12 protein-coding genes are annotated in these 15,791 nt (G+C 56.1%); 4 read left to right on the top strand and 8 right to left on the bottom strand.

What is annotated here, in order from left to right:
* Nucleotides 1-2: 2 nt before the first annotated feature.
* The 8 genes from BMI79_RS05855 to BMI79_RS05820 form a co-directional block, all read right to left on the bottom strand.
* Nucleotides 3-764 carry a dimethylarginine dimethylaminohydrolase family protein gene (locus tag BMI79_RS05855; RefSeq protein WP_076941197.1) on the bottom strand — a complete coding sequence of 254 codons (762 nt, stop codon included), beginning with the start codon at nt 762-764 and terminating at the stop codon, nt 3-5.
* Between the two features lie 275 nt (nt 765-1,039).
* Nucleotides 1,040-2,050, bottom strand: a complete 1,011-nt coding sequence (mglC, locus tag BMI79_RS05850; protein ID WP_076941196.1) for a galactose/methyl galactoside ABC transporter permease MglC — start codon at nt 2,048-2,050, stop codon at nt 1,040-1,042.
* Between the two features lie 11 nt (nt 2,051-2,061).
* A complete protein-coding gene (gene mglA, locus BMI79_RS05845; RefSeq protein WP_076941195.1) occupies nt 2,062-3,570 on the bottom strand; it encodes a galactose/methyl galactoside ABC transporter ATP-binding protein MglA in 1,509 nt (502 codons plus the stop codon).
* Between the two features lie 70 nt (nt 3,571-3,640).
* A complete protein-coding gene (gene mglB / locus BMI79_RS05840; protein WP_076941194.1) occupies nt 3,641-4,633 on the bottom strand; it encodes a galactose/glucose ABC transporter substrate-binding protein MglB in 993 nt (330 codons plus the stop codon).
* Between the two features lie 178 nt (nt 4,634-4,811).
* Nucleotides 4,812-5,849: an HTH-type transcriptional regulator GalS gene (gene galS / locus BMI79_RS05835; RefSeq protein WP_076941193.1), complete on the bottom strand. Its 1,038-nt coding sequence runs from the start codon at nt 5,847-5,849 to the stop codon at nt 4,812-4,814.
* Between the two features lie 129 nt (nt 5,850-5,978).
* The gene (gene yeiB / locus BMI79_RS05830; protein ID WP_076941192.1) at nt 5,979-7,160 is read right to left on the bottom strand and encodes a DUF418 domain-containing protein YeiB; all 1,182 of its coding nucleotides are present in this window, start codon (nt 7,158-7,160) and stop codon (nt 5,979-5,981) included.
* A gap of 263 nt (nt 7,161-7,423) precedes the next feature.
* Nucleotides 7,424-8,089 carry a GTP cyclohydrolase I FolE gene (folE, locus tag BMI79_RS05825; RefSeq protein WP_076941191.1) on the bottom strand — a complete coding sequence of 222 codons (666 nt, stop codon included), beginning with the start codon at nt 8,087-8,089 and terminating at the stop codon, nt 7,424-7,426.
* Nucleotides 8,090-8,336: 247 nt separating this feature from the next.
* Nucleotides 8,337-9,497 carry a YbfB/YjiJ family MFS transporter gene (locus tag BMI79_RS05820; protein WP_076941190.1) on the bottom strand — a complete coding sequence of 387 codons (1,161 nt, stop codon included), beginning with the start codon at nt 9,495-9,497 and terminating at the stop codon, nt 8,337-8,339.
* Between the two features lie 105 nt (nt 9,498-9,602).
* On the opposite strand from BMI79_RS05820, the gene ptrR reads away from it, so the two are divergent.
* From ptrR to BMI79_RS05800, 4 genes are all read left to right on the top strand, one after another.
* Nucleotides 9,603-10,496: a putrescine utilization regulator PtrR gene (gene ptrR, locus BMI79_RS05815; protein WP_076941189.1), complete on the top strand. Its 894-nt coding sequence runs from the start codon at nt 9,603-9,605 to the stop codon at nt 10,494-10,496.
* 1 nt (nt 10,497) lies between these two features.
* Nucleotides 10,498-11,622: an S-(hydroxymethyl)glutathione dehydrogenase/class III alcohol dehydrogenase gene (locus tag BMI79_RS05810; RefSeq protein ID WP_076941188.1), complete on the top strand. Its 1,125-nt coding sequence runs from the start codon at nt 10,498-10,500 to the stop codon at nt 11,620-11,622.
* A gap of 16 nt (nt 11,623-11,638) precedes the next feature.
* The gene (gene fghA / locus BMI79_RS05805) at nt 11,639-12,481 is read left to right on the top strand and encodes an S-formylglutathione hydrolase (protein WP_076941187.1); all 843 of its coding nucleotides are present in this window, start codon (nt 11,639-11,641) and stop codon (nt 12,479-12,481) included.
* A gap of 209 nt (nt 12,482-12,690) precedes the next feature.
* Complete coding sequence (locus tag BMI79_RS05800; RefSeq protein ID WP_425272345.1) at nt 12,691-15,768, top strand: beta-galactosidase; 3,078 nt, start codon at nt 12,691-12,693, stop codon at nt 15,766-15,768.
* Nucleotides 15,769-15,791 lie beyond the last annotated feature (23 nt).

The raw sequence follows: 15,791 nt of genomic DNA, 5'->3' as shown, positions 1-15,791 counted from the left end.
ATTCAGAAACGCAGTGACAGGCAGGTTAACCCGCCGTCCATTTTTTTGAATTCGCTGGTATCCAGCAGCACCATCGGCATCCCCAGTTTTTCTAGCTGTGCCAGGGTGTAAGGGTAACCCTGTGGCGTTAACAGGGTATCGTTGATCCATAACGTATTGCCCGCATAGGACTCCTCTTCCGGGATCACCACAATATTAAAAGCGGCAAAAGCCGGATGCTGCCGATAGGCTTCGGTCAGCAACAGCGTGTTGCGGCCAACGTAGTTGACGATCGACTTCAGGTGCAGCCCGGCGCTCACCTCAATCGCGGTCACCCGGTAACCATGCGGTTCCACCGCCGCGGCAAACTCGCCGATCCCCGCTTCATCGGTGCGGGAAGTCAGGCCAATAAAGAACTGGCGATCGACCAGCAGCACGTCACCACCGTCGAGGTGACCACGGTTGCTCATCTGTACCAACGGGCGGAAACCCGCCAGCACCGGCGCAATGCTATCCACTTCCCCCTGGCGGCTGGGCGCGCCCGGATGGGTAATCACTGCCAACTCCGGTATCACCACCGCCGTATCTTCAACAAAATGTGCATCAGGGAATGCCGGAGCGGCAGGCAGTACCGTAACCTTCAGGCCGAGCTGCAGTAGCGCATGCACATACGCCAGAAACTGGCGGCTGCTTTCAGCCACATCGGGTGCTCCCAGTTGGGCGGTGGTCTGGCCGGCACCACAGGTGTCGGCAGGCAATCGGGCAATGGCTTGGGTAAAGTGCATAGCGGCTCTCTTGGTTGAAAAGTACTGAGGGTGTCTCTTTGATTATTAAACGGATCCCGCTGCCAAGCAGGTCGAATCACGGCCTGCCACAGCACATTTGCGCTGTATATTGCTCCGTTTTCGGCCTATTGGGCTGTTGCGGCAAAGCAAGCGCAGATCGCCACAGAGCAAGGGGATCAAAGCAGTTAAATCGGGGAAGTTGGCATACGGCGCGGGCAAAACATAGAAAACCGCATCCTCCGGGCGGAAGGATGCGGTATGCGGTAAATGAAGAGTTACTTTTTCTTGGCGTACTTGAGCGAATCCAGCGCGACGGCAAAGATGATGATGCCGCCCTTGATGATGTATTGCCAGTAGGGGTTAACGCCGATGTAGGTCAGCCCGTAGTTGATCACGGTAAAGATGATCACCCCGGTCACGACCCCCAGCACCGTCCCCACACCACCAGCAAACGACACCCCGCCCACCACGCAGGCGGCGATCGCATCCAGCTCGTACATAAAGCCGAGGTTGTTAGTGGCACTGCCGATGCGCCCTGCCTCCAGCAAGCCACCGAAGGCGTAGAACACCCCAGACAGCGCATAGATCATAATCAGGTTCAGCGGCACGTTAACACCGGAGACTTTCGCCGCCTCTGGGTTACCGCCGATGGCGAAGATATTTTTACCGAAGCGGGTTTTATTCCACAGGATCCAGACAAAGATAATCGCAATAATGGCGTAGAAGGTAATGTACGACAGCTTGAAGTCGCCAAAACGCAGGAACCCCTGAGCAAAGGTAGAAAACTTCGGATCAAAACCCGCTACCGGTGAAGCCCCCACGGAATCGTAATACAGCGAGTTGATGCCGTAGACGATAATCATAGTGCCCAAGGTGGTAATAAACGGCGTCACGTTAAGGTAGGCGATAATCAGGCCGTTCACCAGACCAATCACTGCACCTATCGCACACACCAGCAGGATCACCAGCGGGATCGACCAGGTTTCCATATGCGGGAACACTTTATTGACGTTATCCATCGATTGCAGCAAGGTCGCGGCTACTACCGCCGCCAGCCCCACCTGCCGCCCGGCAGAAAGGTCGGTCCCTTGTGTCACGATCAGCCCCGCCACGCCCAGAGCAATAATAATGCGCACCGAAGATTGGGTCAGGATGTTACTCAGGTTCATCAGGCTTAAAAACGTCGGATCCTGAATAATGATAATTGCCAGCAGCACCAGCAATACCACGTAAATGCCACTTTCTTTAAAGTAAGTGAACAAAGTTTTTTTATTAAGCACGTTCATAATCACGATCCTTAAAGATGCAAGGAGGCTAATCGCAGTATTTCATTTTGCGAGGTCTGTTTGGTATTCACGATGCCCGCAACCTGACCATTACTCATCACCAGTATTCTGTCGGTAATTCCCAGCAGCTCTGGCATTTCAGAAGAGATAATAATGATCCCCTTGCCCTTCTTCGCCAACTCGGTCATTAACTGATAAATTTCAAACTTGGCTCCCACGTCAATACCGCGCGTCGGCTCATCCATCATCAATATTTCCGGCTGCGTCAGTAACCAACGGCCGATAATCACTTTCTGCTGATTGCCACCTGAAAGCGAACCAATATTGGTACGGTGCCCTGGCGTTTTTACCCGCATAGCATCGATCACCCATTGGGTGTCGCTTTTCATCCGGGTATTGTCCAGCAAGCCCACTTTATTTTTGTAATTACGGATATTGGAGATCAGCGAATTAAAACCGACGTCCAGATAAGCATAAATACCGGTTGAGCGGCGCTCTTCCGTCACCAATGCAAAGCCGTGGTTAATGGCTTCATTCGCACTGTGATTATTGATGCTTTTGCCGTGCAGCTTGATGGTACCGGCTACTTTCTCGCGGATACCAAACAGGGTTTCCACAATATCGGTACGCTTGGCCCCCACCAAACCGGCAATCCCCAGAATCTCGCCTTGGTGCAAGTCAAAAGAGACATCGCGGATCGAAGGCTGGCGCAGGGAAGTCAGGTTCTTCACCTCCAGAATCACCTCTCCCGGCGTATTCTGGCGATCGGGGAAGCGCTGGCTCAGCGAACGGCCAACCATCATCGAAATGATCTTGTCCATATCTAACCCTTCCAGCGGCCGGGTGGCAATCCACTGACCATCACGCAGAATGGTAATTTCATCGCACAGCTGGAAAATCTCTTCCATCTTATGGGAGATATAAACGATACCGCAGCCACGATCTTTCAGTTTACGGATAATGGTGAACAGGTGTTTCACCTCTTTTTCCGTCAAAGAAGAGGTCGGTTCATCCATAATGACGATCTTGGCGTTATACGAGAACGCTTTGGCAATTTCGATCATCTGCATCTGGGATACCGACAGCGTGCCCACTTTCGCGCGCGGATCGATATCAATATCCAGTTCGTCGAAGATGGCTTTGGTGTCTTTGTACATTTTGTCCTGATCGACAAACAGGCCTTTGGCCGGATAGCGCCCCAGCCACATGTTGTCCATCACGGAACGTTGCAGAACCAGGTTTAATTCCTGGTGCACCATAGAAACGCCGTGTTCCAGCGCCTCTTTTGAACTCTTGAAATCTATTTCCTGCCCCTGGAACAGGATACTGCCGGAATCTTTTTTATAAATGCCAAACAGACATTTCAATAACGTCGATTTACCCGCGCCGTTTTCCCCCATCAACGCATGAATGGAGTGCGGACGAACGCGCAGGTTGACATTATCCAATGCCTTTACGCCGGGAAATGACTTATTAATATCGGTCATTTCCAACAGCCACTCACGAGAGTTATCGGCCATAAATATACCTGGGTTTTCTAATAATGAACTCCCCGCCGATATTCGGCGGGGTCATTGCATCGCAATATACTTATTTAACAAACTGAGACAGATTGTCTTTATCTACACCCACGTAAGGGATACGCACGACTTTATTTTCGATCTTGTATTTGGTGCCATCGGCCGCTGGTTTACCCGCCGCCAGATTTTTTGCCAGTTCGAAGGTGGCTTTCGCCTGGTTTTCGGCGTCATTCAGCACGGTGCCGGCCATCGCGCCCGATTTCACCAGCGCCAGCGCTTCTGGCAATGCATCCACGCCAAAGACTGGAATGCTGGTTTTGTTATGCGCTTTGAGGGCCTCTACGGCCCCCATGGCCATCGCATCGTTGTTGGCAATCACCACTTCGATCTTATTGGCATTCGGGCCAGACAGCCAGGCATCCATCTTGTCTTTAGCCTGAGCGGTGTCCCACATCGCGGTATCCAGCTGGAGCTGCTCAGTTTTGTAGCCTTTCTCATTCAGCGTTTTCACCACGTAAGCGGTACGCGCTTCGGCATCCGGGTGCCCTGGTTCGCCTTTCAACAGCACATACTGGATCTGGCCGTCTTTATTCAGATCCCAGTTCGGGTTGGCTTTCCAGTGTTTGGCAATCAGTTCCCCCTGAATCACACCGGATTCTTTAGAATCGGTACCGACGTAATAGGCTTTGTCGTAGCTGTCCAGCGCCTTGCGCGAAGGTTCTTTGTTGTAGAACACCACCGGAATATCGTTGGCCCGCGCTTTATCAATCACCACCGGTGCGGCGGCCGGATCCACCAGGTTGATCGCCAGAGCTTTCACCCCTTTGGCAATCAGCACGTCAATCTGATCGTTCTGCTTGGATTGGTCATTCTGCGAGTCATTCATTAACAGCGTGACGTCCGGAGACGCCTTGGCATCTTTCTCAATGGCCTTACGCACTACCGACATAAAGTTGTCGTCGTATTTATAAATGGTGACACCAATACGAGTTTCTGCGTGAGCGGCAGCGCCAAACATCATGCTTGCGGCCAGCGCGGCCAGGGTGAAAACCTTCTTATTCATTGTCTGTCTCCGGTTTGTAGAGGGTCGTACTCGGTATGAAAGTGATACCCACCGTACTTGAAGCGACACCTGACAAGGTTGCTACTTCCAGTACTTTGGTTATAGAGCATAGACAGCGTGATGTTAATATTCTGTGAATTTTCTCACAGATTGAAAACGGTTACACAACACTAAATGTTTAGAGAGTGACCGCTACCTCACTTTGCCACGGTGCCACAGAATGGCGGCGCACCAGCGTCGGCATGAAAATATGCGAGGTTTGCGGCTCCAGCGCCCCAGCGGCGCCTTTCAGCGCCAGTTCGGTGGCCAGAGTTGCCATAGAAACAATGGGATAGCGGATAGTGGTCAATTTTGGGCTGGTGTAGCGCGCGATGGGAATATCATCGAATCCCACCAGCGAGAAATGCTGTGGCACCGTGATACCGTTTTCTTTCAATACCGCCATGGCACCGGCGGCCATGGCATCGTTGTAGGCAAAGACCGCGCTCAGGTGCAGGTTGCGGCCGAGCAGTTCCACCATCGCCGCTTCGCCCCCCTGTAAGTCGGGTGAACCATAGGCACGCCAACTGTCTGCTGGCGAAATACCGGCGGCCATCATGGCCTGGCTGTAACCCTGCTGGCGCAGCGGGCCGTCTTCGATCGGATGATTGGAACCCAGATAGCCGATGCGCTGATGGCCCTGCGACAACAGCAGACGCAGCGCCATCTCGGCCCCGAATACGTTGTCCAGCCCGACGCAGCGATGCTCGTAACCTGTTATCACCCGGTTAATCAGCACCATGCCCGGCACCTGATCCATAAAGGCGATCAGTTCCGCATCACTCAGCGCTTTTGCATGGACAATCAAGGCATTACACCGCTGGCGGATTAACACTTCTATCGCATGACGCTCTTTGTCCGCCTGGTGATAACTGTTACCGATCAGCAGGTATTTGTGGTTTTGCTGCGCCACGGTGTCAACCGCTTTCACCAAGGCACCAAAAAATGGATCGGAGACATCCATCACCACCACACCGAGCGTATCGCTGCTCTGCGTGGCCAGCGCTTGGGCATTGGCGTTTGGCCGATAGCCCAGTTCCGCAACCGCCTGCAGCACCTGTTCACGCGTCTTCGGGCTAGTCAGAGCGCTGTTGTTCAGCACCCGCGAGACGGTAGCCACAGACACGCCTGCACGCTTCGCAACGTCGCGAATGGTGATCGGATGGACAGAATTCATGGAGCGCCCTGGAGTCAGAAAAGTTGACAATGGCACTATCCTACTCCGATTGTCCTCCTCCTCAGCGTGAATTACGTCACAGGAAAGAAAACGTTTACATACATTTTTTTAACCTGCCTGCGCCAGATCTCAATTTGCTTTCTGCTGCGCATTGTCACCAGCGGCCATGGCCGTCAGCCAGCGCCACAGCCACTCCATCGGGCCTTGCTTGAAATAACGCAACCACAGTTTAGAAAACAACAGGTTAGCCAGCCACACCAGCGGGACAAACGCCAGTAGCTGCAAGCGATCAAACTGCTGGTAAAGACCAAAACGGTAAAACAGCGTGGTGCAGATCAGCGTTTGCAGCAGGTAATTGCTCAACGCCATGCGCCCAACCTGCGTCAGCCAATGGCTGATACGCCAGCGGGAAAAGGTGGGCCAGAAACCGTAAACCAGTGCCAGGTAGCCCATCGCCTGCAATGACGCCCCCAGCTCACGCGGCACCTGCAGCAAGAAACCACTCCAGCGGTAGTCCCAGTTCAGGTGCCACTGCAGCGCCACACCCGGCAGCTGAATCAACAATGAAAGCGGTATCAGCCAGGCCGCCAAACGCCGGTAGTGAGCAGGGGTATACCTGTTTCGCAGCCAGCCGCTGCGCATCAGGCCCGCGCCAAACAGCATCAAACCGGCCAGTTGCCAGCCATATTGTGCGCCAATTGCCAACAGGCTGGAGGATAGCAGATCCAGGCGGCTGCGCCAGGCTTCCATCCCCCCTTGCAGCTTCCAGAATTTCTCATACTGCAATTCCGCCGCACCCGGCTGCCAGAAACTTCCCGGTTCAGCGTGCGATATCAATCCCAGCAGCAGCAATACAGCAATGCCGATCGCGTACAGCACCGCCCCGGTTTTCAACAGCGTAATGGTATCTTTGGCATCGCGAATCATGCGCCAGCACACCAGGCCGATCAGCCCGTAGGCCAGCAGAATGTCGCCATCCCACAGGAAAACCGCATGCCCCAAACCAAACAGCACCAGCCACGACAGGCGGGCGCGTATCCATACTTTACCGCGGTGCAACAACAGTTGCAGACCTGCACCAAACAACAGCGCAAACATTGCCAGAAACTTGGCCTGAGCAAACAGATCCAGCAACGCCCAGGTCCAGGCATCGCGTGCCGGAGGGATACCGAGATAAGCCGGGTTGAGATAGGCCGCTTTCGGCAGACCAAAAGCGCTAATATTCATCAGCAGAATGCCGAGAATGGCGATACCGCGAGCACAGTCCAACGTCGCAATACGCGGCAGCGACGTTGTTGCATGATGGTTCATGTTATACCGCTGTATTCAGATCGTTAAAAAGGCGCCCGCAGGCGCCTAATGCTGGTCAGTTAAGGCTAGCCAGTTCCCTCTCCTTTGGGGAGAGGGTTAGGGTGAGGGGATGATCTGTGCGCGATTTGCCCCTCACCCCGGCCCTCTCCCACAGGGAGAGGGGGCGACGCCTTGAGCAATTAACGCAGATTATGCCGCTTTGCGCCTCACCGACCGGTATTACCCGCAGGCGCCTATTCTCTTCGTTACCGAAGCACTCATTCTCACCCCTGATGGTGACGCACCGCACGCAGGAACTCCTGACGGGTGTTCTGGCTGGATTTAAACAGCCCTCCCAGAGAGGTGGTGGTCGTGGCGCTGGTCGCATCGCGGATCCCACGGGCCTTAACACAATAATGGACCGCATCAATCGATACCGCCACGTTATTAGTACCGAGCAAGGTTTGCAGCGCCACCAGAATCTGCTGGGTCAAACGTTCCTGCACCTGCGGGCGCTGGGCGAAGAACTGCACGATACGGTTGATTTTCGACAGGCCTATCACCGCGTCTTTCGGGATATACGCCACCGTGGCTTTCCCATCGATGGTCACAAAATGGTGTTCGCAGGTGCTGGTCAGGGTGATATCCCGCACCGTGACCATTTCATCCACCTTCATTTTGTTCTCAATGACGGTGATTTTCGGGAAGTTGGCATAATCCAGCCCGGAGAAAATTTCGTCGACATACATTTTCGCAATGCGATGCGGCGTTTCTGCCAGGCTGTCATCAGACAGATCGAGATTCAGCAACTTCATGATTTCTGTCATGTGTTCTTTGATGCGGCTTTTACGCGTTTCTCGGTCTAACATTTCCCCGCACAGGGGGGTCTCCAGGCCGCGCGCTTCAAGCGCTGCGTGCACCAGTGCAGCTTCATTACTTAACGATGTCATGGGTATATTTCTCCGGCAGGCGGCTCCGACAATGCCTGCTAGGCCAATCACTAGCAGATTTGCGGTGTCTCATTCTTTTTAACTACTGAGTTCATACGCCGTATAGCGTGAACTCGGTCAAGATTTTCACCCACTCTAGATGAGAGCGAAGCGTTTATCCAGTGATTGTGCTTCATCATTGAGTGAAATATCCGCATCCAGCCCCTGGCAGGCGGGCTGCGGCTATCCCGTGTTTTTTGTACGGAATTCAATCAGCGTTATGCTCGTTTTTTGTCGCGGCCCGCGCCGGCGTATTGATCACCAGCAAACCGGCGATCGCCAACGCCACCACCGCGACATACAGTGCGGGCTCCAACCGTTGGGTCAGGGCGGTTGAAACCGCCGACAAGACGGGGCCAACCAGTTGCCCTAACGCATAACCGGTGGTCAGCAACCCTGCCATGTAGCGCGCATGATGAGGGGCCAACTCCCTGCCGTGCAGAATGGAAAGCTGTACCACACTGAGGAAGCCACCGCCGGTAAATAGTGCGCCCAGCACCAGCCCGCTTACACCCGGCACCAACTCAGCACACAGCACGCCCAGCGCCTGCACCCATAAGGTGATGGCCAACCGGCTTTGCGTCGTGAGCTTATGGCGCGTCAGAATACCGATGACGATCCCCAGCACCGCCGCACCACCAAAAATCGGCCAGACAAACTGGGCAAACAGGCTGCCGGGGAAACGCGCCGCCGCCATCTGCGAAAGAAAGGTGGCGGGCAGGATATAGCCAAAGCCAGCCAGGCTATAGCTCCATACCAGGCGCTTCAAGGCCGGAGTCAGCACCAGCGGTTCCGGAGCCGTATCCGGGCGGTGCAGATCTCCAGCCCGCGGCAGATTAATGCTGATAACACCAACCAACACCAAGGCCAGCACGCCATACACCAGCCATGCCTGTGCTGCACTCAGTGCCAGGCTGTTGATTGCCACCGCCAACATACCGCTGATAAAAATCCCGGCTCCCGGCCCGGCAAATACGGCGGCGCTTAACGCCGGGCGGCCAAAATGAGCCAAGCGCTCATTGGTCCACGCCGCCACCAGCACCATCGACCAGCCGCTGGCCCAGCCAATCACCAAGCGCACCGCTCCGTGCCACCATACGCCATCAACCACTGCCGACAACAGAGTGAGGAGCACTACACCCCAAACACCGAGCCACAAACGGCACTCGACGTGGCGGCTGGCGCGCATGGCGTCAAAAGCGCCACACAGGTAGCCCAGGTAGTTCAGCGCTGCCACCAGCCCGGCCCCGGTCAGGGTAAACTGCTGCTCAGCTATCATCAGCGGCACCTGTGGCGTAAAGGCAAAACGGCCAATGCCCATCGCGACAATCAACGCAATAAAGCCACTCAGAGCAATTCTTAACGCCATGGGTGATTCCTGAATGTTAGAAGAAAGTTGCGACTATCATGCAGCAGTATTACACTCACAAAAACTGAATAATACTCACCAAGTTCATCACAAAAAGAGAAAGTAATGGATCTGACCCAACTGCGCATGTTTTGCAGCGTGGCCGAAACCGGCTCCGTCGCCCGTGCCGCCGAGCAGTTGCACCGCGTCCCATCGAACCTGACCACGCGTTTGCGCCAGCTTGAGCAGGAGTTGGGGGCCGATCTGTTTATTCGTGAAAAACAGCGGCTACGGCTTTCGCCAATGGGCCATAATTTTCTCTGTTACGCCCAGCGGATCCTGGCGCTGAGCGAAGAGGCCATGAGCATCACTCATGCCGGGAAACCGGCAGGCAACTTTGCCCTGGGGTCAATGGAAAGCACCGCCGCCACCCGCCTGCCGAGTTTGCTGGCAGCCTATCACCAGCGTTACCCGCTGGCCGCGCTGTCGCTCACTACCGGCACCTCGGGGGAAATTATCGAACGGGTCCGCGCCGGTACGCTGGCAGCAGCGTTGGTAGATGGCCCATTGCAGCACGATGAACTGAACGGCTGTATCGCCTTCCCAGAGCGCATGGTGGTGATTTCCTGTCTGGACCATGCCCCGATCGAAAACGCGCACGATGCCAAAGGGGAAACCCTGTTCGCCTTCCGTGCCAGCTGTTCTTACCGTTTGCGGCTGGAATCCTGGTTCAAACACAGCGGCGCAGTGCCCGGCCAGATTATGGAGATCCAGTCCTATCACGCCATGCTGGCCTGCGTGGCCAGCGGTGCCGGGTTAGCAATGATCCCGCATTCGGTACTTAATTTATTACCGGGCTTTGAACGGGTAAAAGTGCACCCGTTACCGCCAGAAATTGCAGAAACCGCCACCTGGCTATTGTGGCGACGCGATGCGTTCGGGCCCAACGTCCGCGCATTGAAAGAACTGATTATTGAGCAGGCTGATACTGCGGCCACTGAAAACACTGAGGAGAAGTAGAATGGAGATGATCAAAACCCGCGCGGCCGTAGCTTGGGGCCCGAATCAGCCGCTGACGATCGAAGAAGTCGATCTGATGCCACCGCAGAAAGGCGAAGTGCTGGTGCGGATCGTCGCCACCGGCGTTTGCCATACAGATGCCTACACGCTGTCTGGTAAAGATCCTGAAGGGGTATTCCCGGCGATCCTCGGCCACGAAGGCGGTGGCATCGTGGAAGCGATCGGTGAAGGCGTAACCAGCGTCGCCGTGGGCGATCACGTCATCCCGCTCTACACCCCGGAATGCGGCGAGTGCAAATTCTGTAAATCCGGTAAAACCAACCTGTGTCAGGCGATCCGCGCTACCCAGGGCAAGGGGCTGATGCCCGACGGCACCACCCGCTTCTTTAAAGACGGCAAGCCGATTTTCCACTATATGGGCACGTCCACCTTCGCCGAACGCACCGTGGTGCCAGAAATCTCGCTGGCCAAAATCAGCAAAGAAGCGCCGCTGGAAGAGGTCTGCCTGCTGGGTTGCGGCGTCACCACCGGTATGGGTGCAGTATTGAACACCGCCAAAGTGCAAGCGGGCGATACTGTAGCAATCTTCGGCCTGGGCGGCATTGGCCTTTCGGCGATTATCGGCGCTCAGATGGCCGGTGCGAGCCGCATTATCGGCATCGACATCAACACCAGCAAGTTCGAGCTGGCACGTAAGCTGGGTGCCACCGATCTGATCAACCCGCAAGATTACAGCAAGCCGATTCAGGAAGTGATCGTTGAGCTGACCGACGGCGGCGTTGATTTCTCCTTCGAATGCATCGGTAACGTCAACGTGATGCGCTCGGCGCTGGAGTGCTGCCACAAAGGCTGGGGGGAATCGGTGATTATCGGCGTTGCCGGTGCTGGTGAAGAGATTGCTACCCGCCCATTCCAACTGGTAACCGGCCGCGTATGGCGCGGTTCCGCGTTCGGTGGCGTGAAAGGCCGCAGCCAGCTCCCCGGCATTGTGCAGCGCTACATGGACGGCGAATTTGCCCTGAATGACTTTATTACCCACACCATGGGGTTAGAGCAGATCAACGACGCCTTCGATTTGATGCATGAAGGCAAGTCGATCCGCTCGGTGATCCATTTTGGCCAATAAGCCTGGAGGCAGGGAGATGAACACGTCATTAGAACTTCTCGAAGAGCACCGCATGTTCGGTGGCTGGCAACAGCGTTACCGCCACGCGGCGCAGAGCCTGAATTGCAACATGACTTTCAGCATCTATCTGCCGCCGCCGCGCGATGACAATCCCCCGCCGGTGTTGTATTGGCTGTCGGGGCTGACCTGCAATGATGAAAACTTCACGCTGAAGGCGGGTGCCCAACGCATCGCTGCCGAACTGGGGTTGGTATTGGTGATGCCCGACACCAGCCCGCGCGGCGACGACGTGCCCAACGACGCGAGTTACGATCTGGGTCAGGGGGCTGGTTTTTATCTCAACGCCACCCAGGCCCCTTGGGATAAGCACTTTCGCATGTACGATTACATCAGTGATGAGCTGCCCGCGCTGATTCAGCAGCATTTCAGCATCAGCGATCGTCATTCCATCTTCGGTCACTCGATGGGCGGCCACGGCGCGCTGATGATGGCCTTGCGCAATCCGCAGCGCTTCCGCTCCGTATCGGCCTTTGCTCCGATTGTTAACCCTTGTCAGGTGCCGTGGGGGCGCAAAGCCTTTGCCGCCTACCTGGGTGACGACGAGAGCCAGTGGCTGCAGTACGACAGTTGCCACCTGCTGGCGAACGGTGCAGAAAAACTGCCTATCCTGGTGGATCAGGGGGATGGCGACCAGTTTCTGGCCGATCAACTGCAACCGGCGAAGCTGGCCGAGCTGGCACGCCAGCTCGACTGGCCGCTAACGCTGCGTACTCAACCGGGTTACGACCACAGCTATTTCACTATTGCTACGTTTGTCGAAGATCACCTGCGCTTCCACGCCGAGCATCTCTTCCGCTGATTTTTTTAGCTGTTTGTGGCTGCACTCGGTAGCCACAAACAGCGATTTCCTTATCGCTTAAGGCCCCGGTTTTACCGGCCTGCCCCCCATTTGTGATCCTCTTCGCTTTAGCGGCGTGAACGCCTTTACAAGCGGATCTTTGCCCTTCATGTTACCGCACATCATTGATACGACATTTCAGCCAAGGTATCCCCATGAATCCTGTTGATATTCCGTCTGCTCCTGCCTCATTAGCCTCAATCCTTGCCCGGCGCGACTGGGAAAACCCAGCCTGTACCCACTATAACCGCCTGCCAGCACACCCGCCGTTTGCCAGCTGGCGTGACGAACAGCAGGCACGGCTTGACCAACCTTCAGCGCAGCGAACCTTGCTCAACGGTGCCTGGAGGTTCAGCTATTTCACCCAGCCAGAAGCCGTGCCAGAACGCTGGTTACAGCAGGATCTGGACGATGCCGATACGCTGCAGGTGCCGTCTAACTGGCAGATGGCCGGTTACGACGTGCCGATCTACACCAATATCACCTATCCGATCCCGGTCACACCGCCATTCGTGCCGCAGCAGAACCCTACCGGCTGTTACTCGCTCACCTTTGAGGTAGCCGAAAGCTGGCTGCAACAGGGGCAGACGCGGGTTATTTTCGACGGCGTCAATTCAGCGTTCTATCTGTGGTGTAACGGTGTTTGGATTGGCTATTCGCAAGACAGCCGCCTGCCCGCCGAGTTTGATTTGAGCAACGCATTGCGGCCCGGCGAAAACCGACTGGCGGTGATGGTGCTGCGCTGGAGCGACGGCAGCTATCTGGAAGATCAAGACATGTGGCGCATGAGCGGTATTTTCCGCGATGTTAGCCTGTTGCATAAGCCAAGCAGCCATCTGAGCGATATTCAGTTACGCACCCATCTAGCCCCGGGTTTTTATCACGCTGAGCTAGAGGCGCTGGTACAGGTTCAATCGCCAACGGCGGGCTGCTCCATACGCGTTCAGCTTTGGCAGGGTGAGCAACTCACCGCCACACACCAGCAGCCACTGGGCAGCGAAATTATTGACGAACGCGGCTGCTATGACGATCGCACCACCCTACGCTTAGCGGTGGAACAGCCCGCGCTGTGGAGCGCCGAACAGCCTCATCTGTACCGCGCCGTGGTCTCCTTGCTGGCGGCCGACGGTTCATTGATTGAGGCAGAAGCCTATGACGTGGGTTTCCGCCAGGTAGAAATCAGCGACGGCCTGCTAAAGGTGAATGGCAAACCCGTTCTGATTCGCGGCACCAACCGCCATGAGCATCACCCGGAACAGGGGCAGGTGATGGACGAAGCCACCATGCTACAAGATATCCTGCTAATGAAGCGGCATAACTTCAACGCGGTGCGCTGCTCTCACTATCCTAACCATCCGCTTTGGTATCGGTTGTGCGATCGCTACGGCCTGTACGTGGTGGATGAAGCCAATATCGAAACCCATGGTATGCAGCCGATGAACCGCCTGACGGACGATCCGGTATGGTTTCCTGCCCTGAGTGAGCGCGTCACGCGCATGGTGCAGCGCGATCGCAACCATCCTTGCATTATCATTTGGTCACTGGGCAATGAGTCCGGCCACGGCAGCACGCACGACGCCCTGTACCGCTGGATCAAGAGCAGCGATCCAACCCGACCGGTGCAGTACGAAGGTGGCGGTGCCGATACCGCTGCCACCGACATTGTCTGCCCGATGTACGCGCGCGTAGATCAGGACCAGCCCTTCCCGCAGGTGCCGAAGTGGTCGATCAAAAAATGGATCGGCCTGCCGAATGAACATCGCCCGCTGATCCTATGTGAATATGCTCACGCGATGGGCAACAGCTTCGGTGGTTTTGACCGCTACTGGCAGGCATTCCGTAAGCACCCACGCTTGCAGGGCGGCTTTGTCTGGGATTGGGTGGATCAGGCGCTGACCCGCACCGGTGAAGATGGCACACGTTACTGGGCCTACGGCGGTGATTTCGGCGATACCCCTAACGATCGCCAGTTCTGTATGAACGGCCTGGTGTTCCCCGATCGTACCCCCCATCCCGCGCTGTATGAGGCGCAGCGCGCGCAGCAGTTTTTCCAATTTCAGCATCAGCCAGAGGCGCCGCTGACCATTGAGGTCACCAGTGAATACCTGTTCCGCGCTACCGACAATGAACAGTTGTTCTGGCGGCTGGATCTGGACGGGCAGTGCATCGCCCAAGGCGAGCAGTTACTGGACATCCCACCGCAAGGCACCCAACGCCTAGTGCTGGGTGAGATGCCACAGGTACAAGGCAGCGGTGAGCTGTGGCTGAATGTTGAGGTCCGCCAGCCAAGGGCAACGGCCTGGGCCGCCGCGGGCCACCGCTGCGCCTGGGACCAATGGCGCTTACCGCACGCGCTGGCACTGCCCGATATCAGCAGCGGCCCGTTGCCGCAGTTGATCGCTCATCCAGAGACGGTGGAAATCACCCACGGCCAGCAACGCTGGCAATTTTGTACCACCCGCGGTTTACTCAGCCAATGGTGGCGTGACGGTGAGCCGCAATTATTGAGCCCGCTGCGCGACCAGTTTGTGCGGGCACCGCTGGATAACGATATCGGCGTCAGCGAAGCAACGCGTATCGATCCCAATGCCTGGGTAGAACGCTGGAAAAAAGCCGGTATGTACGCGCTGGAAAGCCAACTGTTGTCCTTCAACGCCGACGCCCTTGGGCATGGCGTGCAAATCTCGACGGTGCACAGCTACAGCAGCCAGCAACAATCGCTGTTTATCAGCCGCAAAACCTATTTGCTCGATCGCGCTGGAAAGCTGCATATCAGCGTGGATGTCGGTCTCGCCTGCGGCGTACCTGCACCCGCGCGCATCGGCTTGAGCTGCCAGTTGGCAGAAACCGCCGCAGCGGTTGAGTGGCTGGGCCTGGGGCCGCACGAGAACTACCCGGATCGCCAGCTCGCGGCGCAGCAAGGGCGCTGGGTGCTGCCGTTAGCAGCCCTGCACACGCCGTATATCTTCCCCAGTGAAAACGGCCTGCGCTGTGATACCCGCCAGCTCACCTTTGGCCGCTGGCAGTGGCAGGGCCGTTTCCACTTTGGCCTGAGCCGTTACAGCCAGCAGCAGCTGATGGAGACAACGCATCAGCATTTGCTGCAGGAAGAAGCGGGCACCTGGCTCAACCTGGACGGTTTCCATATGGGCGTGGGCGGTGATGACTCCTGGAGCCCCAGCGTCAGCCCCGAGTTCCTGCTAACGGCGAATCACTACCATTATGAAGTCACCTGGATGCAGGAATAACCGCTACTACTGCATTTATGAAC

Source organism: Serratia oryzae (assembly GCF_001976145.1).
Lineage (GTDB): Bacteria > Pseudomonadota > Gammaproteobacteria > Enterobacterales > Enterobacteriaceae > Chania > Chania oryzae.
Note: the sequence above shows the minus strand (reverse complement) of the source record. Positions and strands in the feature narration are given on the sequence as shown.

Coding starts and splice junctions, on each gene's coding strand:
- BMI79_RS05855 (WP_076941197.1), bottom strand. CDS start 764: ATGCACTTTACCCAAGCCATTGCCCGATTGCCTGCCGACACCTGTGGT.
- mglC (WP_076941196.1), bottom strand. CDS start 2,050: ATGAACGTGCTTAATAAAAAAACTTTGTTCACTTACTTTAAAGAAAGT.
- mglA (WP_076941195.1), bottom strand. CDS start 3,570: ATGGCCGATAACTCTCGTGAGTGGCTGTTGGAAATGACCGATATTAAT.
- mglB (WP_076941194.1), bottom strand. CDS start 4,633: ATGAATAAGAAGGTTTTCACCCTGGCCGCGCTGGCCGCAAGCATGATG.
- galS (WP_076941193.1), bottom strand. CDS start 5,849: ATGAATTCTGTCCATCCGATCACCATTCGCGACGTTGCGAAGCGTGCA.
- yeiB (WP_076941192.1), bottom strand. CDS start 7,160: ATGAACCATCATGCAACAACGTCGCTGCCGCGTATTGCGACGTTGGAC.
- folE (WP_076941191.1), bottom strand. CDS start 8,089: ATGACATCGTTAAGTAATGAAGCTGCACTGGTGCACGCAGCGCTTGAA.
- BMI79_RS05820 (WP_076941190.1), bottom strand. CDS start 9,497: ATGGCGTTAAGAATTGCTCTGAGTGGCTTTATTGCGTTGATTGTCGCG.
- ptrR (WP_076941189.1), top strand. CDS start 9,603: ATGGATCTGACCCAACTGCGCATGTTTTGCAGCGTGGCCGAAACCGGC.
- BMI79_RS05810 (WP_076941188.1), top strand. CDS start 10,498: ATGGAGATGATCAAAACCCGCGCGGCCGTAGCTTGGGGCCCGAATCAG.
- fghA (WP_076941187.1), top strand. CDS start 11,639: ATGAACACGTCATTAGAACTTCTCGAAGAGCACCGCATGTTCGGTGGC.